The 24,708-nt window shown below is 67.7% G+C and carries 21 protein-coding genes; 8 read left to right on the top strand and 13 right to left on the bottom strand.

Annotated elements, in window-relative coordinates; all coding sequences use genetic code 11:
• The coding region (locus tag ACOQFS_RS04925) for a transposase (protein WP_421561797.1) at positions 1–177 on the top strand (177 nt) is incomplete at its 5' end.
• Here the strand turns inward: ACOQFS_RS04925 and lpxK are convergent.
• From lpxK to ACOQFS_RS04910, 3 genes are all read right to left on the bottom strand, one after another.
• Complete coding sequence (gene lpxK / locus ACOQFS_RS04920) at positions 164–1,159, bottom strand: tetraacyldisaccharide 4'-kinase (protein ID WP_421561795.1); 996 nt, start codon at positions 1,157–1,159, stop codon at positions 164–166. The two genes, ACOQFS_RS04925 and lpxK, sit on opposite strands and share 14 nt — an antisense overlap.
• 146 nt (positions 1,160–1,305) lie before the next feature.
• A complete protein-coding gene (locus tag ACOQFS_RS04915; RefSeq protein WP_421561794.1) occupies positions 1,306–1,740 on the bottom strand; it encodes an ExbD/TolR family protein in 435 nt (144 codons plus the stop codon).
• Between the two features lie 31 nt (positions 1,741–1,771).
• Positions 1,772–2,419, bottom strand: coding sequence for a MotA/TolQ/ExbB proton channel family protein (locus tag ACOQFS_RS04910; protein WP_421561793.1), 648 nt, complete (start codon positions 2,417–2,419; stop codon positions 1,772–1,774).
• 352 nt (positions 2,420–2,771) lie between these two features.
• On the opposite strand from ACOQFS_RS04910, the gene xseA reads away from it, so the two are divergent.
• Entirely contained in the window at positions 2,772–4,097 is a 1,326-nt protein-coding gene (gene xseA / locus ACOQFS_RS04905) for an exodeoxyribonuclease VII large subunit (protein ID WP_421561792.1), read from the top strand.
• Between the two features lie 178 nt (positions 4,098–4,275).
• Positions 4,276–4,857 (top strand): superoxide dismutase, encoded by a 582-nt coding sequence (locus ACOQFS_RS04900; protein ID WP_059400337.1) that lies wholly within the window; start codon positions 4,276–4,278, stop codon positions 4,855–4,857.
• 196 nt (positions 4,858–5,053) lie between these two features.
• Here the strand turns inward: ACOQFS_RS04900 and ACOQFS_RS04895 are convergent, their stop codons facing one another.
• Positions 5,054–5,593, bottom strand: coding sequence for a DUF192 domain-containing protein (locus ACOQFS_RS04895; RefSeq protein ID WP_421561791.1), 540 nt, complete (start codon positions 5,591–5,593; stop codon positions 5,054–5,056).
• Positions 5,594–5,830: 237 nt separating this feature from the next.
• Complete coding sequence (locus tag ACOQFS_RS04890) at positions 5,831–6,052, bottom strand: hypothetical protein (RefSeq protein WP_421561790.1); 222 nt, start codon at positions 6,050–6,052, stop codon at positions 5,831–5,833.
• Between the two features lie 239 nt (positions 6,053–6,291).
• On the opposite strand from ACOQFS_RS04890, the gene icd reads away from it, so the two are divergent.
• From icd to ACOQFS_RS04870, 4 genes are all read left to right on the top strand, one after another.
• Complete coding sequence (gene icd / locus ACOQFS_RS04885; protein WP_421561789.1) at positions 6,292–7,551, top strand: NADP-dependent isocitrate dehydrogenase; 1,260 nt, start codon at positions 6,292–6,294, stop codon at positions 7,549–7,551.
• Between the two features lie 376 nt (positions 7,552–7,927).
• Positions 7,928–9,781 (top strand): PAS domain S-box protein, encoded by a 1,854-nt coding sequence (locus ACOQFS_RS04880; RefSeq protein ID WP_421561788.1) that lies wholly within the window; start codon positions 7,928–7,930, stop codon positions 9,779–9,781.
• Complete coding sequence (locus ACOQFS_RS04875; RefSeq protein ID WP_421561787.1) at positions 9,778–10,161, top strand: response regulator; 384 nt, start codon at positions 9,778–9,780, stop codon at positions 10,159–10,161. The genes ACOQFS_RS04880 and ACOQFS_RS04875 overlap by 4 nt, the downstream gene beginning before the upstream one ends.
• A 35-nt stretch (positions 10,162–10,196) precedes the next feature.
• The gene (locus tag ACOQFS_RS04870) at positions 10,197–13,844 is read left to right on the top strand and encodes an EAL domain-containing protein (protein WP_421561786.1); all 3,648 of its coding nucleotides are present in this window, start codon (positions 10,197–10,199) and stop codon (positions 13,842–13,844) included.
• Between the two features lie 103 nt (positions 13,845–13,947).
• On the opposite strand, the gene ACOQFS_RS04865 is transcribed toward ACOQFS_RS04870, so the two are convergent.
• The 7 genes from ACOQFS_RS04865 to ACOQFS_RS04835 all read right to left on the bottom strand — a co-directional run bounded on the left by ACOQFS_RS04865 (position 13,948) and on the right by ACOQFS_RS04835 (position 22,724).
• Positions 13,948–14,712: a glutamine amidotransferase gene (locus tag ACOQFS_RS04865; RefSeq protein ID WP_421561785.1), complete on the bottom strand. Its 765-nt coding sequence runs from the start codon at positions 14,710–14,712 to the stop codon at positions 13,948–13,950.
• Positions 14,709–16,163 (bottom strand): ABC transporter ATP-binding protein, encoded by a 1,455-nt coding sequence (locus ACOQFS_RS04860; protein ID WP_421561784.1) that lies wholly within the window; start codon positions 16,161–16,163, stop codon positions 14,709–14,711. The genes ACOQFS_RS04865 and ACOQFS_RS04860 overlap by 4 nt, the downstream gene beginning before the upstream one ends.
• Positions 16,160–17,002 (bottom strand): ABC transporter permease, encoded by an 843-nt coding sequence (locus ACOQFS_RS04855; protein ID WP_421561783.1) that lies wholly within the window; start codon positions 17,000–17,002, stop codon positions 16,160–16,162. Before ACOQFS_RS04855 ends, ACOQFS_RS04860 begins: the two co-directional genes overlap by 4 nt.
• Positions 16,999–17,970 (bottom strand): ABC transporter permease, encoded by a 972-nt coding sequence (locus tag ACOQFS_RS04850; protein ID WP_421561782.1) that lies wholly within the window; start codon positions 17,968–17,970, stop codon positions 16,999–17,001. Before ACOQFS_RS04850 ends, ACOQFS_RS04855 begins: the two co-directional genes overlap by 4 nt.
• Complete coding sequence (locus ACOQFS_RS04845) at positions 17,967–19,583, bottom strand: ABC transporter substrate-binding protein (protein ID WP_421561781.1); 1,617 nt, start codon at positions 19,581–19,583, stop codon at positions 17,967–17,969. The genes ACOQFS_RS04850 and ACOQFS_RS04845 overlap by 4 nt, the downstream gene beginning before the upstream one ends.
• Positions 19,584–19,996: 413 nt before the next feature.
• On the bottom strand, positions 19,997–22,108 hold the full coding sequence (locus ACOQFS_RS04840; RefSeq protein ID WP_421561796.1) for a TonB-dependent siderophore receptor: 2,112 nt from the start codon (positions 22,106–22,108) through the stop codon (positions 19,997–19,999).
• A 244-nt stretch (positions 22,109–22,352) separates the two neighbouring features.
• Positions 22,353–22,724: a hypothetical protein gene (locus tag ACOQFS_RS04835; RefSeq protein ID WP_421561780.1), complete on the bottom strand. Its 372-nt coding sequence runs from the start codon at positions 22,722–22,724 to the stop codon at positions 22,353–22,355.
• Between the two features lie 263 nt (positions 22,725–22,987).
• On the opposite strand from ACOQFS_RS04835, the gene ACOQFS_RS04830 reads away from it, so the two are divergent.
• Entirely contained in the window at positions 22,988–23,392 is a 405-nt protein-coding gene (locus ACOQFS_RS04830) for a hypothetical protein (protein ID WP_421561779.1), read from the top strand.
• 194 nt (positions 23,393–23,586) lie between these two features.
• Here ACOQFS_RS04830 and mmsB read toward each other — a convergent pair whose 3' ends face one another.
• Positions 23,587–24,480: a 3-hydroxyisobutyrate dehydrogenase gene (mmsB, locus tag ACOQFS_RS04825; protein WP_421561778.1), complete on the bottom strand. Its 894-nt coding sequence runs from the start codon at positions 24,478–24,480 to the stop codon at positions 23,587–23,589.
• Positions 24,481–24,708: the final 228 nt, after the last annotated feature.

Below are 24,708 nucleotides of genomic sequence, written 5' to 3'. Positions count from 1 at the left end.
CAGAAGAAGGCGCGCCGCTGGGTGGTGGAGGCATGCCATGGATGGTTCAACAGATTCCGCAAGCTGCTCGTGCGATACGAAAAGCTGGAGCACACCTTTCTCACTCTCAACCACCTGGCCGCTGCCATCATCGCCCTGCGGAAGATCAGTCTGCCCGTCAATATTATTTACGGATAAATCCTAAGGCGTCGAGCCGCGCATCCAGCGCCGCGAAGAATGCGCTGGGCAACTGCACCTGCAGGGGCACCGCCAGGGCATCGGGGTGCGCTGCCCACAGCTTCACGGCATCTTTTTCGGTACAAACAAGGCTGTAGCGCTTATCTGATGAGCGCTTCCAGCTATCAAAATCATAGTGATCCGGGAGTGGCTCGGTGTGTGCCAGCTCCAGGCCTTGTTCGCGCAGCATGGCAAAAAAGTCACCGGGGCGGGCAATGGCCGCCACCGCGTGCACCGGTTGCCCTTTCAGCGACGCCAGCGGCACACGCGTGCCGTCGGCCTTGACCGCGTGCGCAGCCAGTGCCCGCTGCAGCCGAAAGGCCGGTCCGCCGCCGGGCGGGGGCGGCCTGGCCCCGGCATGCAGCACCAAATCCACCGCGCGCGGCCACGGCTCGCGCAGCGGCCCGGCGGGCAGCAGAAAACCGTTGCCAACACCTTCGTCGTTGAAGACGCAGATCTCGATGTCGCGCTGCAGCGCCAGGTGCTGCAGCCCGTCGTCGCACACGATCACGTCCGTGCGCGGGTGGGCGGTCAGCAGGGCCCGGGCCGCCACAATGCGCTGGCGCGCCACGTAAATGGGCACCGCAGGGCCGCTGGCCAGGCTGCGCGCCATCAGCGCGGGTTCGTCGCCCACCTCGCTCGCCAGGCTGGCGGGCGTGGCGGGGCGGCAGTCACGGGTGCTGCGGCCGTAGCCGCGGGAGATGATGCCCACCTGCAGCCCCCGCGCCTGCAGGTGGCGCACCACGGCCATCACGACCGGGGTCTTTCCGGCGCCGCCCGCAATCACATTGCCCACCACCACCACGGGGCGCCCGGGGTGTTCGGACATGCGCCAGCCGGCGCGGTACGTCACACGGCGTGCGGCCACCAGCGCGCGGTAGACCAGGGACAGGGGCCATAGAGCCCCGGCGGCGGCACCGCGCGCCTGCCAGATGCCGGGCAAGCCCCGCGGTGGCGGGAGGGGGGAGGGCGCGGGGGTCGAAACCGGGGACGAACCCGGCGACAAGGATGCGGAGAACGACGGGGAAGAAAGCGGGGCCGGCGAGGGCCCCGGGGAGGGCGGCTGCGGCCCGGAGGCAGCCATGCCCGTCAGCGGCCGTTGGCGCGGCCCGATGCCGACGACTGCGTGGCGAACGTGATCTGCGTCAGGCCCACGCGGCGTGCGGCCTCCATCACGGTGACCACCGACTGGTGCGAAGCCATGGCGTCGGCGCTGATGATGACGACGCTGTCGCGCCCGGCGCTGGCAGCCGCGCGCAGGGCCTGCGCCACGGCGTCCACGCCCTTGCCATCCACGCCGCTCTTGTTCACCGCATAGCGGCCATCGGCAGCCACGGCCACGATCACCTCCTTGGGGTGGTCGCGCTGCTGCTCCGCATCGGCCACCGGCAGGGTCAGCTGCAGCTCGGTGAACTTGCTGTAGGTGGTGGTCAGCATCAGGAAGATGAGGATCACCAGCAGCACGTCGATGAACGGGATCAGGTTGATCTCGGGCTCGTTCTTGGGACGGGGGCTGAAGTTCATGGGCAGGGGCCAGACACGGTGCGGGGCTTGCTCACTTGACCTTGCGCAGGCGCAGGATGTGGCGCACGAACTGTTCGGACGAAAGCTCCAGCGTGAGCAGGTAAGCATCGACCCGCGCGCGGAAGTAGCGCCAGAAGATGAGTGCCGGGATGGCCACGATCAGGCCGAACGCGGTGTTGTACAGGGCGATGGAAATGCCATGCGCCAGCTGCGCAGGGTTGCCGCCGCCCATGGCCTGGCCCAGGCCGCCCGAGCCGGCTTGCGAGCCGAAGATTTCGATCATGCCGATGACGGTGCCCAGCAGGCCGAGCAGCGGCGCTGCCGAAGCAATGGTGGCCAGCGCAGACAGGTACTTCTCAAGCCGGTGCGCCACCGCGCGGCCGGCGCCCTCCATGGCGGCGCGCAGGTCGGTTTCGCTGCACTGGGGGTTGCTGTTGAGGGTGCGCAGGCCGCTGGCCAACACTTCGCCCAGGGCAGAGTTCTGGGCCAGCTGGTTCACCACATCCGGCGTGGGCACGGCCTTGGAGGACACCGTGATGGCTTCGTCCAGCAGTTTGGGAGGGGCGACGCGGGCCGTCTTGAGGGCCACGAAACGTTCGAAAATCAGCGCCAGTCCCAGGACGGAACACGCAATCAGGGGCCAGATCGGCCAGCCTGCGGCTTGTATGATGGACAGCAAATCTCTCTCCGCGCAGATGTAGGCAATCGGCGATTATGGCCCAGCTTGGCGGCAGCCCTTCGTCACAAACCGTTACCTTGATGCGCAGTGACCGCCCTCTGTGCGTCACCCACAAAAACTGTGGATAACTTTGTGGGCAACCGGCCATCACCCGCACGCGGAATGGCGCCAAATCACGCTTGCAACAGATTGATGAAAATTTGCGCAGTGAAAAACTCATATAAATCAATAACTTGTACGGTACTGCATGGCTCTGCGCGGGTGCCTGGGCTGCACCGGTCGCACCCAGCCGTCCCCGGTGCGCTGTGGACTACTTGCCCTTTGGGCGGCCCGCCAAAGCGCAGCGGTGCTGATGTTTGAGACGCCGAATGGCGCAACGGCGCCGCGTGTGTGGGAAGTTGGCGCGCTATGCCGCGCCATTGCTGACGCGCTGGAGGCGCGGTTCAATCCTGTGGCGGTTCGCGGCGAGATAACGGGCTTCTCGCGCGCGTCCAGCGGTCATTGCTACTTCTCGGTGAAGGACGCGCAGGGCCAGCTGCGCTGCGCCATGTTCCGCCGCGCTGCCAGCCTGCTTGACTTTTCGCCGCGCGATGGCGAATTGGTGGAGCTCAGGGGGCGGCTCGGCGTGTACGAGGCGCGGGGCGACCTGCAGTTCATCGTGGAAAGCATGCAGCGCGCGGGGCAGGGGGCGCTGTTCGAGCAGTTCCTGCGCCTGAAGGCCCAGCTGGACGCCGAAGGCCTGTTCGACAGCGCGCGCAAGCGGCCGCTGCCGCTGCAGCCACGCGCGATCGGCCTCGTCACCTCGCCGGGCGCGGCCGCGCTGCACGACGTGGTGACCGCGCTGCGCCGCCGCGTTCCGCACATCCCCGTGGTGCTGGTCCCTGCGCAGGTGCAGGGGTCGGCAGCGCCCGCGTCGCTGCGCTCGGCGCTATCAAAAATGTATCAACTAGCCCAGCCTGGAAAAGCGCTGGCGACTGATTTGGCGGGTACCCCGCCGGTGGATGTCATCCTGCTCGTGCGCGGTGGTGGCTCCATCGAAGACCTGTGGGCCTTCAACGACGAGCACCTGGCCCGCACCATCGTGCAAAGCCCGGTGCCCGTCATTTGCGGGGTGGGGCACGAGACCGACTTCACCATCGCCGACTTCTGCGCCGACCTGCGCGCCCCCACACCCACGGCGGCGGCCGAGCTGGTGGCCCAGCCGCGCGACGTGTGGCTGGGGGCGCTCGGCCTGCTGGCCGAACGTCTCGCGGACGGCGTGGAGCGCCAGCTGGACGCGCGCCACCAACGGCTCGATCAGGCCGCCGCACGGCTCGGCCGACCGTCGGGCCTGGTGGCTCGCCAGCAGATGCAGCTGGCCCGGCTTGCGCAGCGCATGCGGCACGGAGCGCTATTAAAAATGCAGCGCCTCGCCCATACCCAGCAAGCGCTGGGGGCTGATTTGCCAATGAAAATGCAGCGTTCGCTGCAGCAGCACACCGACCGGCTTGATCGCGCGGCCATGCGGCTTGAGCTGCTGGACCCCCGGCTGGTGCTGCAGCGCGGCTATGCGCTGCTCACCGACACCACGGGCCAGGCGGTCACCAGTGTGCGGCAGGCGCAGCCGGGCGCCGCGCTGCGGGCGACGCTGGCCGATGGCACGGTGGACCTGACCGTGGCGCAGCCTCGGCTGCTGTAGGACGGGGGCCTGACCTGGATGGGGCGTGTGCATTAGGCGCCTTCGACCGTGCACTAGGCTGCACGGGGGCCGCGATGTTCCTACAATGCCTCCTTCGCGTTGTGCCGGCTCCTGGTCGCTGTGACACCCGCCGTGCAGTACCCGGCATTTCCAGAATTTCAAACCACGAGGAACCACCATGGAACACACCCTTCCCCCGCTGCCCTACGCCATCGATGCCCTGGCCCCGCACTACAGCCAGGAAACCCTGGAATACCACCACGGCAAGCACCACAACGCCTACGTGGTGAACCTGAACAACCTGCAGAAGGGCACCGAGTTTGAATCGATGACGCTCGAAGAGATCGTCAAGAAGTCGAGCGGCGGTATCTACAACAACGCCGCCCAGATCTGGAACCACACCTTCTTCTGGAACTGCATGGCCCCCCAGGGCGGCGGCGAGCCATCGGGCGCGCTGGCTGCAGCCATCAACGCCAAGTGGGGCAGCTACGCAGCCTTCAAGGAAGCCTTCGTGAAGTCGGCCGTGGGCAACTTCGGCTCGGGCTGGACCTGGCTGGTGAAGAAGGCCGATGGCAGCGTGGACATCGTGAACACCGGCGCCGCCGGCACGCCGCTGACCACCGCCGACAAGGCGCTGCTGACGGTGGACGTGTGGGAACACGCGTACTACATCGACTACCGCAACCTGCGTCCCAAGTTCGTCGAGACCTTCTTGGGCAACCTGGTGAACTGGAAGTTCGCCGAAGCCAACTTCGCATGACACCGGTTGCGCGCTGGACCTGCGCGCGCCGATAAAAAAACGGCCTGCGGGCCGTTTTTTTGTGGAAGATTTTAAATATTTTTGGGCTTCAGCGCTTACTGGATAAGCGCTGACAGCTATCAAATTGAGAGCAAGCTGCTGCAGGTGCTTCCGCAACGGCTCGCCCGCCCGATCGGGGCGTTGCGGCGGGCGCCGCCTATTTGCGGCTGAACACGGCGCCGCCCAGCCGGGCGCCGGGCTTGATGCCCTTCTTGGCAAACCAGCCCTGGTTCATCTCCAGCACATAGCGCACGGGCTTGGCCGAGCAGTGCGAGTCCAGCGTCTGCGGCTTCATGTCGGCCAGATTCACGATGGTGCCGTCATCGTCGACAAAGGCGGCCGTCAGTGGCAGCAGCGTGTTCTTCATCCAGAAGCACTGCTGCGCGGGCTGCTCGAAAACGAACAGCATGCCTTCGTGCTGCGGCATCTCCTTGCGGTGCATCAGGCCGGTCTGGCGTTCCTGCGGGGTGGCGGCCACCTGGGCGTCGATGCGGTGCATGCCGGCCGTGAGTTCCATGCGCTGCAGGTTCAGCTGCGGACCGTCCTGCGCATGTACGCCCGGGCCCGAGAGCCCCGCCGCCAGCACCGCCACGCCGAGCACCGCGCTGCAGACGGCCGTTGCGCGAATGCGGCGGGACCGCGTGGGGGCGAGTGCGGGGCGGTCAAACACGGTGGCGGTGCAGGCAGCAGCGGTCATGGACGAAGCTTTCTTGGAGGTGGGAGTCAGAAGCGGATGTAATCAACAGAGTGCATGGCGCGCGCCGGGTTCATGAAATAAAACACACAGCACCCGCAGGCCGCATCATGGCCCAAACAAAATCGCCCGCAAACGCGGGCGATCTTGAAGCGAGGGCAGGAAGGCGGTCAAGCAATCAGGAAGGCTTGTTGGCGCACTCACGCCATGCCCGACAAACGCGCCCCAGGGCGCAATGGCTCAGGCGGTCTTCTTGGTGGTCTTTTTCTTGGCGACCTTCTTGGCGGGCTTCTTGCTGGCGGTCTGGGTGCCCTTGGCCTTCTTGGTGGCGGCCATGGGGGCTGGGTCGGCGGCTGGGGCCGCAGTGGCGGCTGGCGCGGTGGTGGCGGCTGGGGCAGGGGCCTGGGCAAAGGCGCCGGAAGCAAACAGACCAGCCACGAGGACAGCGAGGAGTTTTTTCATATATGCCGTTTCAATGGTGAGAACACACAAAAAGAGCCGCCCGGAAATTCGCACGGCTCTGCCCGCAACGATAGCAGCGGCACGGCGGTTGACCGGGTCGATGCGCAAATTTTTCTCATTAGAATGATTCGGACCCCGCGCCCGGGTTTTCGCACGTTTCGCGTCGATGCCTTCTGCCCCCACCGCAAAGGGCGGCGCGCGTTGAGCCCGCTTCAGAACCCTTCGGAGACACATTCCCCATGACCCGCTTCCAGCACATCACGGTGCCTGCCCAAGGCCAGAAGATCACCGTCAACGCCGACATGTCCCTGAATGTGCCGGACCAGCCCATCATCCCGTTCATCGAAGGCGACGGCACCGGGGTCGACATCACGCCGGTGATGATCAAGGTGGTGGACGCCGCCGTGACCAAGGCCTATGGCGGCGCCAAGAAGATCCACTGGATGGAGGTGTATGCGGGCGAGAAATCCACCAAGGTCTACGGCCCCGACGTGTGGCTGCCCGATGAAACCCTGGAGGTGCTGCGCGAGTACGTGGTGTCCATCAAGGGGCCGCTGACCACACCCGTGGGTGGCGGCATCCGCTCGCTTAACGTAGCGCTGCGCCAGGAGCTGGACCTGTACGTGTGCCTGCGCCCCGTGCAGTATTTCAAGGGCGTGCCTTCGCCGCTGAAAGAGCCCGAGAAGACCAACATGGTCATCTTCCGCGAGAACTCCGAAGACATCTACGCCGGCATCGAGTTCGAAGCCGAGTCCGACAAGGCCCAGAAGCTCATCAAGTTCCTGACCGACGAGATGGGCGTGAAGAAGATCCGCTTCCCCAAGACCTCGGGCCTGGGCTTGAAGCCCGTGTCCATCGAGGGCACCGAGCGCCTGGTGCGCAAGGCCATCCAGTACGCCATCGACAACGACAAGCCCAGCGTGACCATCGTGCACAAGGGCAACATCATGAAGTACACCGAAGGGGGCTTTCGCGACTGGGCCTACGCGCTGGCGCAGAAGGAATTCGGCGCGGAGTTGATCGACGGCGGCCCATGGTGCCGCCTCAAGAACCCCAAGAACGGCAAGGAAATCACCATCAAGGACAGCATCGCCGATGCGTTTTTGCAGCAGATCCTGCTGCGCCCCGCTGAATATTCGGTGGTGGCCACGCTCAACCTCAACGGCGACTACATCTCCGACGCGCTGGCCGCGCAGGTCGGCGGCATCGGCATCGCGCCCGGGGCCAACATGTCCGACTCGGTGGCCTGCTTTGAAGCCACGCACGGCACCGCGCCCAAGTACGCCGGCAAGGACTATGTGAACCCGGGCTCCGAGATCCTGTCGGCCGAGATGATGCTGCGCCACATGGGCTGGACCGAGGCCGCCGACCTCATCATCCGTTCGCTGGAGAAAGCCATCGGCTCCAAGAAGGTCACCTACGACTTTGCCCGCCTGATGGACGGCGCCACGCAGGTCAGCTGCTCCGGCTTCGGGCAGGTCATGATCGACAACATGTGAGCCCGGGCCGCAGCGGCGGCCGCGCGGTGTGCACTTTGCTTCTGTGCAGTGCCCTGGATCCTTTTGCGAGGATCCAGGGCATTTTTTTGCCTGGGCACACAGGTGGGTGAAAGGGTCGGCGAAAGGGTGGGTCAAAGGGTGGGCGAGCCCCCGGGCTGAAAAACATCACGCCATTGAAACTGTCAATTGATTGTTGGCAGACTGGGGTCTGTGCCTCTAAGATGGTTCAGCCGCCGCGATGCATTTTGTGCACAGCGCACGCGGGGGCGAGGCTGCGTTGAACGACCGCCGCTGCCCCCCGGCGCGGCACCCTGGTTTGCCTGAGCCCCTGCGCTGTTGGTGCACGGCCCGGGCAAGCGTCCACCAAGAGGACTGCATGGCGTCTGACTTTTCCACGGCTTACTGGGAGCAAAACCCCGATGCGTTGCTCGTGCTGTCGCATGAGGGCGTCGTGCAGGAGTGGAATCCCGCGGCCGAGCTGATCTTCGGCTACACGCAGGAAGAAGCCCGGGGGCGCTCGCTGCTGGAGCTGATCGTGCCGCCGGACCGCGCGCACGAGGAGGACGACATCCGCGCCGAGGCGCTGCGCATGGGAACCTCGGTGCACGAGTCCGTGCGCAGCCGCAAGGACGGCTCGCTGGTGCATGTCAACGTGTCGACCAAGGCCGTGCGCGATGCGGCCGGCGAGGTGCTGTACTTCCTGTCGAGCAAAAAGGACGTCACACAGCTCAAGGTGCTGCGCGATGCCAAGCTGCTGGAAGCGCGCTTTCGCGACCTGCTCGAATCCACCCCCGATGCCATCGTGATGATCAATGTCACGGGCCGCATCGTCATGGTCAACTCGCAGGCCGAGCGCGTTTTCGGCTACCAGCGGTCCGACCTGCTGGGGCAAGCGGTGGAGGTGCTGCTGCCGGCGCGCTACCGCGCGGCGCACCTGGGGCACCGCAGCAGCTTCATCCGCCAGCCGCGCACCCGCACCATGGGCGCGGGCCTGGAGCTGTATGGGCTGCGCCAGGACGGCACGGAATTCCCCGTCGAGGTCAGCCTGAGCCCCATCCAGACCGAGGAGGGCACGATGGTGATGAGCGCGATCCGCGACATCACCGACCGGCAGCGGGCGGACCAGAAGTTCAAGGACCTGCTTGAAGCGGCGCCGGACGCCATGGTCATCGTCAACCGCGACGGACGCATCGTTCTCGTGAACTCGCAGGCCGTGAAATTGTTTGGCTGGAGCCGCAACGAGCTGCTGGGGCAGCCGATCGAGCTGCTCGTGCCCTCGCGGTTCGGGGGCGCGCACCCGCAGCACCGGGCGAGCTTCTTTGCCGAGCCGCGCATCCGCGCGATGGGGGCGGGGCTGGAACTGCACGGCCTGCGCAAGGATGGCAGCGAGTTTCCCGTTGAAATCAGCCTGAGCCCGCTGGAGACGGAGGAAGGCCTGTTCGTGTCGAGCGCCATCCGCGACGTGACCGAGCGCAAGCGGATCGAACAGGCGGTGCGCGAGAAGAATCTGGAGCTGGAGAACGCCGCCCTGGTCAAGGACCGCTTTCTCGCCAGCATGTCCCACGAGCTGCGCACCCCGCTGAACGCCATCATCGGCTTCACCGGCACCTTGCTGATGCAGTTGCCCGGCCCCCTCAATACCGAGCAGGAAAAGCAGCTGCGCATCGTGCAGACCGGCGCACGCCACCTGCTGTCGCTCATCAACGACCTGCTGGACGTGGCCAAGCTCGGGGCCAACAAGCACACGCTGAACCTGGAACCTGTCGATTGCTGCGCCGTGCTGGAAGAAGTGGCCGCCACCCTGGAACCCGAGGCCGCGCGCAAGGCGCTGGGGCTGGCCGTGCGCCTGCCGCCCGAGCGGGTGGTGCTGCGCACCGACCGCCGGGCGCTGAGCCAGATCCTCATCAACCTTGTGGGCAACGCGATCAAGTTCACCCCGGGCGGCCGCGTGGAGCTGACCCTGCGCGAAGAAGCCACGACCGGCGCTGGCCGCAGAGTGGTGGTGCAGGTGCGCGATTCGGGGCCCGGCATTCCGGCCGAAGACCAGCCGCGCCTGTTCGAGGCGTTCTCGCGGGTCGAGAGCGCCGACCGGCGCCACCAGGAGGGCACGGGCCTGGGCCTGCACCTGAGCCGCAAGCTCGCCGAGGCATTGGGCGGCAGCCTCAACTTTGAAAGCACCGAAGGGCAGGGCACCACCTTCACCCTCGACATCCCGGAGTCCCGCGCATGACGGCAGCCACCATCCTGGTCATCGAAGACGACGAGGCCAGCCGCCAGCTGGCCACCTACCTGCTGGAGGCCGCGGGCTTCCAGGTGCTGTCGGCCGACAACGGCGCGGCGGGCCTCGAACTCGCGCTCACCGCGCCGCACGACCTGATCTTGTGCGACCTGCAGATGCCCATCATGAACGGCTACCAGGTGGCGCAGACGCTGCGCTCGCACCCCCACTGGCGCGCCGTGCCGCTGGTGGCGGTGACGGCGTTTTCCATGCCCGGCGACCGCGAGAAGGCGCTGGACATGGGGTTCGATGACCACCTTTCCAAACCCATCACCCCCGAAACCTTTGCGCAGCAGATCCAGGGCTTTCTGGGCACCGCCAACGCGCCCTGAGCGGGCGCTGGCGCACCGCAGCGTGGCAAGACAGCATGGCGAAGATACTTGTAGTCGATGACCTGCCGGCCAACCGTGCACTGGTGGCCACCCTGATAGGGCACGGCGGACACCAGGCGCTCGAAGCGGCGGACGGTGCCGAAGCCCTGGCCCTGGTGCGCGCCGAGCGCCCTTCGCTGGTCATCTCCGACATCCTCATGCCCACGATGGACGGGTATGAATTCGTGCGGCAGCTGCGTGCCGATGCCGACATTGCCCAGACCCAGGTCATTTTCTACAGCGCGCATTACCGCGAACAGGAGGCGCGCAACCTGGCCGCCGCGTGCGGCGTGACGCAGGTGCTGGTCAAGCCGTGCGAGCCGCAGGAGATCCTTGGTGCCATCGAGCTGGCCCTGGCGCAGGCGCCTACGCCGGCGGCCCCGGTGATGGAACACAGCTTTCAGACCCAGCACCTGCGGCTGGTGACCGACAAACTCACCGGCAACGTGGCCCAGCTGGAGGCCACCAATCAGCGCCTGGCGGCCCTGACCGATCTGAACCTGCAGCTGGCGTCCGAACGGGACCCGCAAGCCCTGCTGGCCAGCGTATGCCGCGGCGCGCGCGACCTGGTGGGCGCCCAATATGCGGTGCTCTGCGTGGTGCGCAAAGACAGCGCAGACCCCTACGTATGCACCAGCGGGCTCGACGCAGACCGCTGGGGCACGCTGACGCCGCCGGTGCTCACCCACGGCCTGCTGGGCGCCGTGCGGGCCCAGCGGCGGCCCGAGCGCTGGCTCGACCCGGCAGGCCGCCCCGAAGCGGTGGGCCTGCCGTGCGGCTACCCGCCGCTGTTCACGGCGCTGATCGTGCCGGTCACCTCGCTCACCGTCTCGTACGGCTGGATCTGCCTGGCCAACAAGCTGGGGGCAGACGGCTTCACCGCCGAGGACGAAAAGCTCGTCGCCATCCTGGGGGCGCAGGTGGGCCGCATCTATGAAAACGGCAGCCTCTACCAGCAGGTGCAGCGCCATGCCGAGCAACTGCAACGGGAAGTGCAGGAGCGCCAGCGTGCCATGGACGCGCTGCGCGCCACCAAGGTCAGCCTGCGGCGCGCCCAGGCGCTGGCGCGCATCGCGCACGTCGTCAGCGGCCCGGGGGGCGTGTTCGAAAGCTGGCTCGACACCCTGCCCGACATGCTGGGCGTGGCGGTGGGCGCCATGCCGCTGTCGGCCCGCGAGTGGATGGGCCTGGTGCACCCGGAGGACCGCGACGTTTTCCGCCGGCACGCGCACGCAGCCCTCGCCGATGGCGCGCGCCTGGACTTCACCTACCGGCTCATCCGCCCCGATGGCCAGCCCATGCACCTGCGCCAGGTGATGGAGCCGCTGGACGACGACACCGCGCGCGGGCAGGTGGGCCGGTGGTTCAACACCATCCAGGACGTCACCCGTGAGAAACAGGCCGAGGAAGAGCTGCACGAAAGCGACCGCCGCTTCAACGACATGCTCGACAAGGTCGAGATGATCTCCCTCATGCTCGACTGCGAAGGCCGCATCACCTACTGCAACGACTATCTGCTGCGCCTGACGGGCTGGCAGCGCGCCGAGGTGTTCGGCCGCAACTGGTTCGATCTGTTTGTGCCGCCGGGCGGGCAGGACGTTCGCGGGGTGTTTGCCGACCTGCTGGCCGACCAGCCCTCGGCCTGGCATTACGACAACGAAATCCTGACCCGCAGCGGAGAACGCCGGCTGGTGCACTGGAACAACACGGTGCTGCGCTCGGCGGGGGGGCGGGTGACGGGCGTGGCCGCGCTGGGCGAAGACATCACCGAACGCCGCGAGGCCGAGCGCAAGGTCAAGCGGCTCAACCGCGTGTACGCCATGCTCAGCGGCATCAACACCCTGATCGTGCGGGTGCGCGAGCGCGAAGAACTGTTCCGCGAGGCGTGCCGCATCGCGGTCGAGCACGGGCACTTCCGCATTGCCTGGATCGGCCGGGTGGACCGTGTGGCGCGGCGTGTGGTGCCCGTTGGCATCTCCGGCGCAGAAGCCGACTTCGTGCACAACATCCACGATCGGCTGGGCTTGTACGACGTGCCCACGCCGGGTGAAAGCCTTGCCTCTGCCGTGGTCCGAACCTCGCGGCCCGTGGTGTGCGACGACATCGTCAGCGACCCTCGGGTGATGCTGCGAGAGCAGCTTCAGGCCCGGGGCGTGGCCAGTGTGGCGGTGCTGCCGATTCTGGTAGACCAGCAGGCGGTGGCTGCCCTGGCCCTGCTCGCCGACGAAGTGCGGTTTTTTGACGAAACCGAAATGAAGCTGCTGACCGATCTGGCCAGCGACATCGGCTTTGCGCTGGACCACCTGGACAAGGAAGACCGGCTCAACTACCTGGCCTACTACGACGACATCACCGGGCTGCCCAACCGCACGCTGTTCCTGGAGCGCAGCGGCCAGCACCTGCGCCCGCGCGACGGCGCACCTGCGTTGCTGGGCATTGCCCTGGTGGACATCAGCCGCTTTCGCATGGTCAACGACACGCTGGGCCGGCGTGCGGGCGACGAGCTGCTGCGGCAGGTGGCCCACCGCCTGCAAGGGGCGGCCAGCGACAACATGGACGTGGCGCGCATCGGCATCAACAGCTTTGGCGTGGCCGTGCCCGACGTGCGCGATGCGGGCGCGGTGGCGCTGGCGGTGGACCACCTCATGCGTGCGTGCTTTGATGCCCCTTTCACGCTCGACGGCACGGAGCTGCGCATGGCCGCCAAAGCCGGCGTGGCCGTGTACCCCCTGGACGGCGCGGACGCCGAAGCGCTGCTGCGCAACGCCGAGGCTGCACTCAACAAGGCCAAGGCCTCGGCCGACAGCCTGCTGTTCTACGCTTCGGAGATGAACACCCGCGTGGCCGAGGCGCTGAACCTGGAGGGCCGCCTGCGCGAGGCGCTGGAGCGCAACCAGTTCGTGCTGCACTACCAGCCCAAGCAGCACCTGGCCAGTGGCGTCATCGCAGGTGCCGAAGCGCTCATCCGCTGGAACGACCCGCAGCGCGGCCTGGTGCCACCCGGCCAGTTCATCCCCATCCTGGAGGAAACCGGCCTCATCTACGACGTGGGCCGCTGGGCGCTGCGCCAGGCCCTGGCCGACAACCGGCGCTGGCGCGAGGCGGGACTGGCGCCCCTGCGGGTGGCCGTCAACGTTTCGTTCCTGCAACTGCGCCACCGCGGTTTCATCGACGAAGTGCGCGACGCCACCGCAGACGACCTCCAGGCCGCGGCAGGCCTGGAGCTGGAGATCACTGAAAGCATGGTGATGGAGGACGTGCAGCGCAGCACCGACAGCCTGCAGGCCCTGCGCGACATGGGCATCTGCATTGCCATCGACGACTTCGGCACTGGCTTCTCTTCGCTGGCTTATCTGGCGCGATTGCCGGTAGACATCCTCAAGATCGACCGCTCCTTCATCACCAACCTGGCCGCCGGGCCGCAGGGGCTGGCCCTGGTGTCCACCATCATCAACCTGGGGCACTCGCTGGGCCTCAAGGTGGTGGCCGAAGGCGTGGAGACCGGCGGCCAGTCGCGCATGCTGGCGCTGCTGGGCTGCGACGAGATCCAGGGCTACCTGCTCAGCAAGCCCGTGCCCGCGCATGTGTTCGAGGCGCAGTTCCTGCGCGGCGCGCAGCCGCCGGCTGCCCAGGCCTCTGGCTGAGCAGCCGGGCCCCGACCGCCCGGCGGGCGCAACGCGCCGGATGTTTACTATTATTTTTATAGCTTTCAGCGCTTTATAGATAAGCGCTGGGGCCTGTTTTTATTCAAATTCTTTGCGGCCAGACGGCCGCCAGGTGGGCGAACCGCGCTAGCAAGCCTGCGGAAGCCGGGGTGGGCTGCACCGCCTGCTGCAGGGCGGCCGGGTCTGCGCCGTGGCGCTGCAGCGCGGGCGCAAAGTGGGCCACGTATTCGCGCATCACCGTGTCGCTGAACTCCGGGTGAAACTGCACGCCCCAGGCGCAGGGCCCGGCGCGGAAGGCCTGGTGCGGCTCGTGGGCGTTGGCTGCCAGCGCCACCGCGCCCGGCGGCAGCCGCCGCACCGACTGCTCATGCACCACCTGGGCGCCAAAGGTTTCCGGTAACGCGCCCAGCAGCGCATCGCCCTCGGCGCCCGCCAGCCGCTCCACCGCCACGGTGCCAATTTCGAGGCCCGCAGGGTGGCGCGCCACCTCGCCGCCCAGCGCATGGGCCAGCAGCTGGTGGCCGTAGCAGATGCCCAGCACCGGCACCTCGGCAGCCACCACGCCCGCCAGCCACGCGGCGGCGCGCTCGCTCCAGGGTTCGCGGTCGGTCACCATGGCGGGCGAGCCGGTCACCACCGCGCCCGCCATCTGGTCTGGCGCGGGCCATGCGGTGGCGGTGCGGGCGTCCAGCGTCTGCACCGCGAGGCGGGTGCCGGTGGGCGCCTGCGCCAGCCCCTTCGCAATCCAGTCTTCGAAGTCGCCGTGCGGCGCCCGCTGCGCGGGCAAGGTGCTGCCGGTCTTGATGATCCAGAGGGTGCGCGGAGGGTGTTGTTGTGGCGAGTTCATGCGGCGAGCATAGCGCCGGCAGGGGCGGCTGCACCTGCAAGGTCCAGCCGCCGCGTGCCCACCGCAGCGGCCAGATGCGGGTCGTGGGTCACCAGCACCAGCGCTGCGCCGGTTTGCTGCACGGCGTGCACCAGCACCTGCACGGCCTCCTGCTGGGTGATGGGGTCCAGCCGCGAAGTGGGCTCGTCGGCAAACAGCAGCGCGGGCTGCGCCAGCAGCACCCGCGCCAGCGCGATGCGCTGCAGTTCGCCGCCCGACACCTGATGGGGCTTGCGGGCCAGCAGGTCCTCGGGCACGCGCAGCTGGGCCAGGCGCTGCTGCACGGCCTGCCAGTCGCGGCGGTGCAGGCGGGCTGCGTCGCGCAGCTGATGGGCCAGGCTGATGTGCGGTGCGAACGAGCCCACCGGGTCCTGGTAGAGCTTCTGAAACGCATGCGGGCGCAGCCGGGGGCTGCGCTCCACACGGCCCGTGTCGGGCGCCACCAGACCCAGCAGTACATTGCCCAGCGTGCTCTTGCCCGTGCTGCTCGGGCCCTGAACGGCCAGGCGCTCACCGCTGTGCAGCGCCAGGTCCATGGGCGCAAACAGTGTCTGCGTGCCGTAGGCTTTGGAGATGCCCTGCGCCCGCACCACGGGCTCGCCAGAGTCGCCCGGCGCGGTCGTCGCAAACGGCTGCCACCGCGCGGGGTCGGCCGCCATCAGCCGGCGGGTGAAGTCGTGCCGGGGCGCAGCCATCACCTGGTCGATGCGGCCTTGCTCCACCGCATGCCCGTGGCGCAGCACGATGACCTGGCCGCCCAGCGCCTGGGCCACCCGCATGTCATGGGTGATGGTGAGCACGCAGCCGCCCGCCTGCAACACGCCCCGGAGCAGCTCCACCATGTGGCCCTGCCAGTGCGCGTCCAGGCCCTTGGTGGGTTCGTCCGCCATCAGCACGGGGGCGCCGCCCGCCAGGGTGATGGCAGCCACCGCGCGCTGCGCCATGCCGCCCGACAGCTGCCAGGGGTAATGGCCGCCCGCACCGCCCAGGCCCGCAGCGTGCAGCACCTGTTCGGCCTGTGCGCGGGCGGCGCTGGGGGGCTGCTGGCGCAGCAGGCGGTACACCTCGGCCAGCTGCGGTGCCACGCGGGCCAGCGGGTTCAGCGCCAGTGCGGGCTCCTGCGGCAGCAGTGCCAGCCCGCGGCCCCATTGGGCGCGGCGCGGGGCGGCGTCCTCGGCGCGGTGAGCGATGCCATGGAGCGTGACCTGGCCCGTGGCGCGCAGCGCCTGCGGCAGGTTGCCCATGATGGCCTGGGCCAGCAGCGACTTGCCCGCGCCGCTTTCGCCCACCAGCGTCAGCGCCTCGCCGCGCCGCAGGCTAAAGCCGATGTCGCGCAGCAGCCACTGGCCGCCCACGTGGATGCCCAGCCCCTGCACCGCCAGCAAGGTGTCGGATGTCAAAGGCGCGGTCATGCGGTCTCCCGGTCGGGGTTGAGCAGCATCATCGCGGCCACCAGCCACACCAGCAGCGCGGTGGGGGCGGCGATCAGCCACGGGGCTTCTTCGTAGTAAGGCATGGCCTCGGTCATCATCAGGCCCAGCTCGGGCGTGGGCGGCTGCATGCCCACACCCACAAACCCCAGCGCGGCCAGGGCCAGCACGGCCTGCGACGTGGTGAAGGCCAGCAGCGTGCCCAGTGTGGGCGCCAGCGCGGGCAGCAGGTGGCGGCGCAGCACATGGCCGCGGCCAAAGCCCAGCAGGCGCGATGCCTGCACCGCATCGCCCGCCAGCACGGGCCGCGCCACGGCGCGGCTCACGCGAAAGTACTCGACCCACAGCGCCGCCGACAGGCCCGCATACAGCGCCCACAGCGCGCCGGGCGCCAGGGCGGCCACCAGCAGCACCAGCAGCAGGCCGGGGATGGCGAGCACCGAGTCCGACAGCATGAGCAGCGCCCGCTCGGTGCGCCCGCCACGCCACGCGGCGGCAATGCCCAGCAGCGTGCCGGGCACGGCGGCGCTCACGGCCGCCAGCAGCGCCATGCCCAGCGACAGCTGCGCCGCATGCGCCAGCCGCGCCAGCGCCGAGCGGCCCAGCACATCGGTGCCCAGCCAGTGCTGGGCGCTGGGGGGCGCCAGGGTGTTGCGCAGGTCTTGCACCACCGGGCTGGCACCCACCAGCCAGGGGCCGAGCAGCGCAAACAGCGCCAGCAGGCCGAGCAATGCGATGCCCAGCACGGTGCGAACAGGCCACCGGGACCGGTCGATCGCGCTGCCAGCGCAGGGATGCAGGGTAGAAGGCACGGCGCTCATGCCGCCACCTTCTGCGCGTGGCGGGGGTCCAGCGCCAGGCACGCAGCATCCACCAGCAGGTTGAACACCACAAACAGAATGCCCATGCACAGCGCCGTGCCCTGCACCACCGGAATGTCGCGCCCGAACACGGCATGCACCAGCGCATGGCCGATGCCGGGCCAGGCAAACAGCGTCTCCACCACCAGCGCACCCTCCACCAGAAACAGCGCCTGCACGCCCAGGTAGGCCGTCACCGGCACAGCCGCATTGCGCAGGCCGTGGCGCACCAGTGCCTGCCAGTCGCTCAGGCCCTTGGTGCGCGCAAATTCAAAGAAGGGCGACACCACCACCTCGCGCATGGCGGCGCGGGTCACGCGCGCCAGGCCGGCGGCCAGGCCCAGCCCCAGCGTCAGCGCGGGCAGCACCAGGCTGGCCTGGCTCTCGTCACCGCCCGCAGGCAAAAACCCCCACTGCACGGCCACCAGCAGAATGAGCAGTACCGACAGCAAAAACGGCGGCAGCGCGCGCAGCACCACGGCCATCAGCCAGCTGGCGCGGTCCACCCAGCCCTGCGGGCGCAGTCCGGCCCACACGCCCAGCGGCACACCCACGGCCAGCGCAATGGCCAGCGCGGCGGCCGACAGGCGCAACGTGGCGCCCAGGTGGTGCGCCACCTCGTGCCACACCGGGCGCTGCGACACCAGCGACTGCCCCAGGTTGAAGCTCGCCATGTCGCGCCACCAGTGCAGCAGCGCCAGCCAGGCGGGGCGGTCCAGGCCCAGCTCGGCGCGCACCGCGTCGGCGGCGGCGTTGCTCACCAGGTCATAGCCATAGCGGCCCGCTGCCACACGCATGGCCAGGTCGCCGGGCAGGGCGCGCACCATGAAGAAGCACAGTGTGCCGATGAGCAGCGAAACGGCCAGCACCTGCACCAGCCTTCGGGCCAGCAGCGCGGCCCAGGGGGTTGAAGACAAGGGGGGGGTCATGCGGGGTGGCTCCAGGCCATGTCGGTCAATCGGTAGGAACGCTCCAGCGGGTCCAGCGTGACGCCGGCCAGCCGGGGTGACACGGCCACATGCTGGCGGTACCAGGCCACGGGGATCACGGGCAGCTCCGCGTGCAGGGTGTGCGTGAGGGTGTGCCGCAGCGCGCGCGTGCGCTCGGCAGCGGGCTGGGTGCGCGTCAGCTCTTGCAGCGCCTGCACCACCGTGTCGCTGTGCCAGCCCATGGCGCCCCAGTCGCCGCCCCGGGCCGCAAAGTCTGCGGCCAGTGTGCCCGTGGGGTCGGGCACGTTGGCGTAGTTGCGAGCTGCCAGGGCCAGCTGCAAACTGCCGTCGCGGTGGCCCCGGGGCACGTCGCCCGAGTTGCCGATGCTCACCTTCACGGCCACGCCCGCCAGCCGCCACTGTTCCTGCAGAGCAGTGGCGATCAGCGGCAGCTCGGGCCGGTCCACAAACGTGCGGATCACCAGGCGCAGCGGCTGGCCTTCGGCGTCGCGCAGGCCGTCGCTGTGGCGCCGCCAGCCTGCGTCGTGCAGCAGGCGCGCGGCGGCTTCGGGGTCGTGTTGCAGTGGCGGCAGCGCAGGGTTGTGCCACGCGCCCAGCGTGGGCGGCAGCAGCTGCGTGGCGGCCAGCGCCTCGTCGCCCATCAGCGCCAGCGCAATGCCCGCGCGGTCGATGGCCAGGCTCAGCGCCTGCCGCACGCGCACATCGCGCAGCGTGGGCAGGCCGGCATTGAGCTTGACGATGACGGTGCGCGGCAGCGTGACCGAGGCAACGCGCACGGCGGTTCGGCGCGCCAGCGCAGGGTTCTGGGCATGGCGCTGCAAGCGCCGCAGGCTGGCCGGGTCCAGACCATAGGCCAGGTCGGCCTGGCCGCTCTCGGCCATCAGCGCGCGGGTTTCGGCACGGCCGGCGGCCAGGTAGCGCACGGCGGCAATGGCGGGGCGCGGGCCGTCGTAGGCATCAAACACCACCGTTTCGACCTGCTGCGGCGGCACCAGAGCCGCGATGCGATAGGGGCCGCTGCCGATGATGCTGCGCACCTTGCCGTCGGCCCCGTAGCTGGCCGGGGCCAGCACCATGGTGCTGGCGTGCGCCAGCAGAGCGGGCAGGGCGGTGTGGGGGCGTTGCAGGCGGATGAGCACCGTGCCCTCGTCGGGTGCGGTGATGTGCTCGATGGGCGCCTGGCTCAGCAGCGCGGGCGCCACCTGCGCGGCCTGCAGGCTGCGCACCACGGCAGCAGCCGTCACAGGCGTGCCGTCATGAAAGCGCGCCGCAGGCCGCAGCACGAAGTGCCACGCCAGGCCGTCAGCAGACACGCGCCAGCGCTGCGCCAGCGCCGGCTGGGGCAGGCCGTCGTCACCGGCACCCAGCAGGGTCTCGGTGACCTGCAGGCGCGTGAACACGTATCCGCTGCTGGCGGGCGCCAGTCCGCTGATCTCCCACGGGCCGACGATTTGCAGCGGAGCGGAAGGGGCGGCGGGTTTTGTGTCCTGCGCCCAGGCTGCGGGCAAGGCGCCCGCCGCCAGCGCGGCCACGGGGGCCTGCAGGGTGTGGCGGCGGGTCAGCGGCGCAAGGATGTTGGGGAAACGATTCATTTCAGTCATCCATCAGTGCGGTGCGTGCGGTGCAGCCGCTGAACCCGGCACTGGGCTGTCGCCAGCGTCGAACTGACACTCACCGTTCGGGCTGAGCTTGTCGAAGCCACGGCGCTGCGCTTCGGCAAGCTCAGCGTGAACGGTCTGGGATGGGGACACCGTGTTTGAGGGCTCTCCCCACCGTTCGGGCTGAGCCCGTCGAAGCCTTGGCGCTGCGCTTCGACAAGCTCAGCGTGAACGGTCTGGGATGGAGATACCGTGTCTGAGGACACTCCCCACCCGTTCGGGCTGAGCCTGTCGAAGCCTTGGCGCTGCGCTTCGACAGACTCAGTAACCGGTTCAAGCGGCGTCATACCCATTCCCCGAAACGATGGTTGCAGGCAGCACCGCCGTCACAACTAATACGGCGCACATCAAAACTTCGCCTGCAAACCCACCGTGACCGTGCGAGCCGCCCCGGGCGCCACCCACACGCGGCTGTACGAGCTGGTGTAGTGCACCTTGTCAAACACGTTGTCCACGTCCAGCGACAGGTTCAGCGTCGGGCTCAGGCGCCAGTACGCCATCAGCTTGGCCGTGGTGTAGCTCGGCAGCTCAAACGCGGCCGTGCCCGCATTCGCCTCGGCCTGCGTGCGGGCCTGGCCCAGGCGCTTGCCCATGTGCGTCACGCCGCCGCCCACGCCGTAGCGCTGGCCGTTGGCCAGCTGGTTTTCGTACACCGCCAGCACGCTGCCGTTCACGCGCGGCACGTTCAGCAGGCGTCCGCCCACCTCCAGCGTGTTGTCGCGGGTCACCTCCACATCGTTGATCACCAGGCTCGCATTCACGCGCCAGTGGGCACTCAGGCGGCCGGCCAGGTCCAGCTCCAGGCCCCGGCTGCGCACCTCGCCCGCAGCCACCGAGTAGCCCGTGTTCAGCGGGTCGCTGGTCAGCACATTGCGCTTGGTGATGTCGAAAAGCGCCGCCGTGGCGCCCAGGCGCTGGTCGGCGCTCTCCCACTTGGCGCCCAGCTCCAGTGCGCGGGATTTTTCGGGGTCAAAGGCATTGCCCGCCACATTGCTGCCCGTGTTGGGGCGGAACGAACTGCCCGCGTTGGCATACACCGTCCACCCCGGCGTGGGCAGCCAGCTCACCCCCAGGCGCGGCGACACGGCCGATGGGCTTTGCGCCGTGGTGCGGTTGGTGATGCGGTTGTGCAGGCTTTGGTCGTAGTGGTCGGCCCGCAGCCCGGCCATCACGCGCCACTGTGCGCCCAGCTTCAGGGTGTCTTGCACATACAGCGCGGTGTTGCGCTGCTTCTCCAGCGTGTCGGTGTTGCGCCCCGGTGTGGGCTGCGCCTGGCCGTACACGGGGTTGAAGATGTCGATGGCATACGGCGCGGCCGCGCTGGGGTTCACCCGCAGCATCACCGAATCCATGCTGAACCGGTAGCTCTCCACCCCCAACAGCAGTTCATGCTCCAGCCCGCCCGTGCGCAGGGTGCCCTGCAGCTCTGCCTGCACCGCTACGTCGTCCGACTCGTAGTCGCGAAAGCGCCGCTGGCGCGTCAGCGTGCGGCCATTGGCCTGCAGCGCGGTGGCCTCGGTCGAGAAGCCTTCCAGCCCCGTCTCGCGGTACGACAGCCCCACGCGGCTGCGCCAGTCGGGGTTCCACTCGTGCGACAGCACCAGCTGGTGCGTCTGGTTGGTCACCGTCACATCGCCATCGGCAGGCTCGCCCAGAAAGCGGCTGGCGGGTACCGCGCCCAGGCGGTTGTTGACCGCCACCAAGCCCCGGTCCAGCGGCGTGGCGTGGTGCAGAAATTCGGCCGTGTACTCCAGCACCGTGTCGGGCGAAAGCTTCCAGGTCAACGCCGGCGCCACCACCAGCCGTTGCGCGCGCACATGGTCGCGAAAGCTGCCCTTGTCCTCCACCGCCACATTCAGGCGGTAGGCCAGCCGGTCGTTGATGGGACCGGTGGTGTCCAGCGCCGCGCGGCCCAGGCCGTAGCTGCCCGCATAGGCCTCCACCGAATGCGCGGGCTTCCACAGCGGCCGCTTGCTCACGATGTTGAGCGTGCCCCCGGGCTCGCTGCTGCCATACAGCGCGGCGGCCGGGCCTTTCAGAAACTCCACCCGCTCCACCCCCGCCAGGTCGCGCGGCGCATTGAAGCCCCGGTTGGACGAAAACCCGTTGAGCAAGGTCGCCATGCCCGTGTTCTCGTTGCCCGGCAGGCCGCGTATCGCAATGTTGTCCCACAGCCCGCCAAAACTGTTCTGGCGCGAGACCCCGCCCACATAGTCCAGCACATCATCCAGCCGCGTGGCGCCCAGGTCGTCCAGCGTCTGGCGAGACATCACCCGCACGGACTGCGGCAGCTCGCGCAGCGGCAGGCTGGTCTTGGCGCCCTCGGCCTCGTCGGCGTAATAGGTGCCCGAGGCACTGCGGCCCACCACGTCCACGGCAGACAGGGTGGGTGGGGTGCCCCCATCGCCGTCTGCGGCCCAGGCGGGGTGCATGGATGCCAGAAACGCGGCAGCCGCCATGGCCGTCAAGGTGGGGCGTGGCGGGGTGGCTAGGCGAGAGGAAGAAAGAGAAGACAAAGAACGCATGGCAAACCAGTCCAAAAGCGGTGTATGCAAAAGCCACGAGCAACGCGGCCCACACCCGCCTGGGTAATGGCGGGCGCACAAAGCAGCGTGCCCACACCCACCCACGAGGGTGAATGCAAGGGCAAAAACGAAAAGGGGATGCGCTATAGAGCGCAGGCTGGCTGGAGCCTGACGCGTGTCAGGCCCGCTGGGCTGGCGGAGGATCGCGTGCAGCAAACGGCCAGCGCACCTGCTGGGCCGTCAAGGGGTCTGCGCTGTGCGGCGCGATGGCGCTGGGTTCTGCGGGGACTTGCGGTGGGCGGGCCGGTGCATGCGCCAGTCCCGCCTCCAGCGCGTGGGTCAGGCACCAGGCGCAGGGGGTGTGTGTCTCTTCGCTGTGATCGTCGCTGGCTGTGGCGCTGTTTGCCAACGCATCCACATCGCCTGCGCTGCGCACCAGCTCCTGAATGTGCCGCGCCTCATGCAAGGGCGCACCCGCCAGCGCGTTGAACAACGCCACCAGCAGAAGCACGATGTGGAAAGGCAGGGCGGGGATGGTGCGGCGCAGCATGAGGGGATGCGAATCATACTCAAGTGCGGGTGCTGGCGCGGGGAAGCGCCGATGCGCCGCTTACGCACTTTTGCGAGCTATAGTTTGCACGGTTCAGGCTGCCAAGTTTGACAGAAATTTATACCTGGATTTTTGAAAAGCTGTATGGCTGTAAATATAGGCCAGGAGCCACATCCAAGAGCAATCGATGTCCAGAATATCCCGCACCGTCCAGTTTATTTCGCAATGTTTGCGGGATACATCACGTTGGGCGTCATAGAAGCATGAGCAAGCACACCATCTACGCATATGTCATTCCAGACGATGCGGTGGTTGAAGAAGCATCAATGATCCAAAGGATCAATGAATTCATCTCTGGTCGCCAATGGTTATGCCCAGATGTTTGGTCTGTCAGTCAGAAGCATGAAACCGGTGAACGAGAGGTAGGGCTAAACATTGCCTTGCCTGAGCCGTATCAGGAACCGAAAGGCTGGTTCTCAGATATCGAGGCAATCGCGACTCTCTGCGTTCAACTTCGCCACGAGTTCAAATGCGACTTTGTGATTGGTATCGCCGAAGACGGCAATCACGCTGAAGACATCCTCGAAATCGAGGACGACCTGCCAGATATTCAGTTCTTAAAAAAGTTCATTGGCGTTGAGCCACCAAACACAGCGGTTCAACCATGACGCCCAACCCTTCCATCGAGAGGACCAGTCCCGGCAAGCCGGGCCTGGCCTCTCATGTCAAACGTTGCAACGCAAGCACTCCGGAACTGAATCGCGATCGGAATTTAAACTCACCGAGCTTTTGGAGTTTTTCCACTTCAATCTACCCAAAAAAAACGCCAGCAACGCTGGCGTTTTCTGTGACAGAAGAGCAATTACCCCTTCTGCACCATCTTAATAATGCTGGAAAAATCCAGCCCCCCATGCCCCGCCAGGCTGTGCGCCGCATACAGGTTGCGCGCCATCCCACCCAGCGGCGTAGCAGCCTTCACCGCCATCGCGTTCTCCTGCGCCAGGCCCAGGTCCTTGAGCATCAGGTCCGTCCCAAACCCCCCCGCATAGCCCTTGCTGGCGGGCGCGGTTTCCATCACGCCGGGGAAAGGGTTGTACTTCTCCAGAGCCCAGTTGCCGCCCGAGCTGCGGCGCATGATTTCGCTGAGCACCTTGGGGTCCAGGCCGTTGGCCACGCCCAGGGCGATGGCCTCGCTGGTGCCGGCCATCAGGATGCCCAGCAGCATGTTGTTGCAGATCTTGGCCGTCTGGCCTGCGCCCACGCTGCCCGCGTGGAAGATGTTGGCGCCCATTTTTTCGAGCACGGGGCGGGCACGCTCCAGGTCGGCGGCGTCGCCGCCCACCATGAAGGTCAGTGTGCCTGCGATGGCGCCGCCGGTGCCGCCCGACACGGGCGCGTCGATGAATGCCACGCCCTTGGCCTTGGCGGCGTCGGCCACTTTGCGGGAGGTGGCGGCGGCGATTGTGGAGCAGTCGATCACCAGCGTGCCCTGCGCCAGTTGGGGCAGCAGGCCGGGTTGCTTGTCGTTGCCCAGGTACAGCGCCTCGACGTGCTGGCTGGCGGGCAGCATGCTGATGACGACTTCGGCCCCCACCACGCAGTTGCCGGCGTCGGTGGCGATGCGCACGCCGTCGGCGGCCAGCTTGTCGCAGGCGGGTTTGGAGAGGTCGAAGGCGCCCACGTCGTGGCCCGCCTTGTGCAGGTTGAGGGCCATGGGGCCGCCCATGTTGCCGAGGCCGATGAATGCGATTTTCATGGTGTGTTGCTCCTGGATGTGGTTGTGATGGTGAAGAGGGAAAGGAAGGTGATTGGTATCAAATTGATAGCTGTCAGGGCTTATGCAGAAAGCGCTGGCGGGCTATTTGATTCATGTTTTTGTTGGCGGGTGAGGGTGGGTGATGCTGTGCCCTGGCTTCGACAGGCTCAGCCCGAACGGGGGAGGGTGTGGGGCGGCAGGCTCTGGACGTGGGGCATGGAGCGGTCG

The sequence above is a fragment of the Paracidovorax sp. MALMAid1276 genome (assembly GCF_049198005.1).
GTDB lineage: Bacteria > Pseudomonadota > Gammaproteobacteria > Burkholderiales > Burkholderiaceae_C > Acidovorax.
Note: the sequence above shows the minus strand (reverse complement) of the source record. Positions and strands in the feature narration are given on the sequence as shown.

Bases quoted from the DNA above. Each gene is read 5' to 3' on its own strand.
- ACOQFS_RS04915 (WP_421561794.1), bottom strand. From the start codon at position 1,740: ATGAACTTCAGCCCCCGTCCCAAGAACGAGCCCGAGATCAACCTGATC.
- xseA (WP_421561792.1), top strand. From the start codon at position 2,772: ATGTTTGAGACGCCGAATGGCGCAACGGCGCCGCGTGTGTGGGAAGTT.
- ACOQFS_RS04900 (WP_059400337.1), top strand. From the start codon at position 4,276: ATGGAACACACCCTTCCCCCGCTGCCCTACGCCATCGATGCCCTGGCC.
- ACOQFS_RS04895 (WP_421561791.1), bottom strand. From the start codon at position 5,593: ATGACCGCTGCTGCCTGCACCGCCACCGTGTTTGACCGCCCCGCACTC.
- ACOQFS_RS04890 (WP_421561790.1), bottom strand. From the start codon at position 6,052: ATGAAAAAACTCCTCGCTGTCCTCGTGGCTGGTCTGTTTGCTTCCGGC.
- icd (WP_421561789.1), top strand. From the start codon at position 6,292: ATGACCCGCTTCCAGCACATCACGGTGCCTGCCCAAGGCCAGAAGATC.
- ACOQFS_RS04880 (WP_421561788.1), top strand. From the start codon at position 7,928: ATGGCGTCTGACTTTTCCACGGCTTACTGGGAGCAAAACCCCGATGCG.
- ACOQFS_RS04875 (WP_421561787.1), top strand. From the start codon at position 9,778: ATGACGGCAGCCACCATCCTGGTCATCGAAGACGACGAGGCCAGCCGC.
- ACOQFS_RS04870 (WP_421561786.1), top strand. From the start codon at position 10,197: ATGGCGAAGATACTTGTAGTCGATGACCTGCCGGCCAACCGTGCACTG.
- ACOQFS_RS04865 (WP_421561785.1), bottom strand. From the start codon at position 14,712: ATGAACTCGCCACAACAACACCCTCCGCGCACCCTCTGGATCATCAAG.
- ACOQFS_RS04860 (WP_421561784.1), bottom strand. From the start codon at position 16,163: ATGACCGCGCCTTTGACATCCGACACCTTGCTGGCGGTGCAGGGGCTG.
- ACOQFS_RS04855 (WP_421561783.1), bottom strand. From the start codon at position 17,002: ATGAGCGCCGTGCCTTCTACCCTGCATCCCTGCGCTGGCAGCGCGATC.
- ACOQFS_RS04850 (WP_421561782.1), bottom strand. From the start codon at position 17,970: ATGACCCCCCCCTTGTCTTCAACCCCCTGGGCCGCGCTGCTGGCCCGA.
- ACOQFS_RS04845 (WP_421561781.1), bottom strand. From the start codon at position 19,583: ATGAATCGTTTCCCCAACATCCTTGCGCCGCTGACCCGCCGCCACACC.
- ACOQFS_RS04840 (WP_421561796.1), bottom strand. From the start codon at position 22,108: ATGGCGGCTGCCGCGTTTCTGGCATCCATGCACCCCGCCTGGGCCGCA.
- ACOQFS_RS04835 (WP_421561780.1), bottom strand. From the start codon at position 22,724: ATGCTGCGCCGCACCATCCCCGCCCTGCCTTTCCACATCGTGCTTCTG.
- ACOQFS_RS04830 (WP_421561779.1), top strand. From the start codon at position 22,988: ATGAGCAAGCACACCATCTACGCATATGTCATTCCAGACGATGCGGTG.
- mmsB (WP_421561778.1), bottom strand. From the start codon at position 24,480: ATGAAAATCGCATTCATCGGCCTCGGCAACATGGGCGGCCCCATGGCC.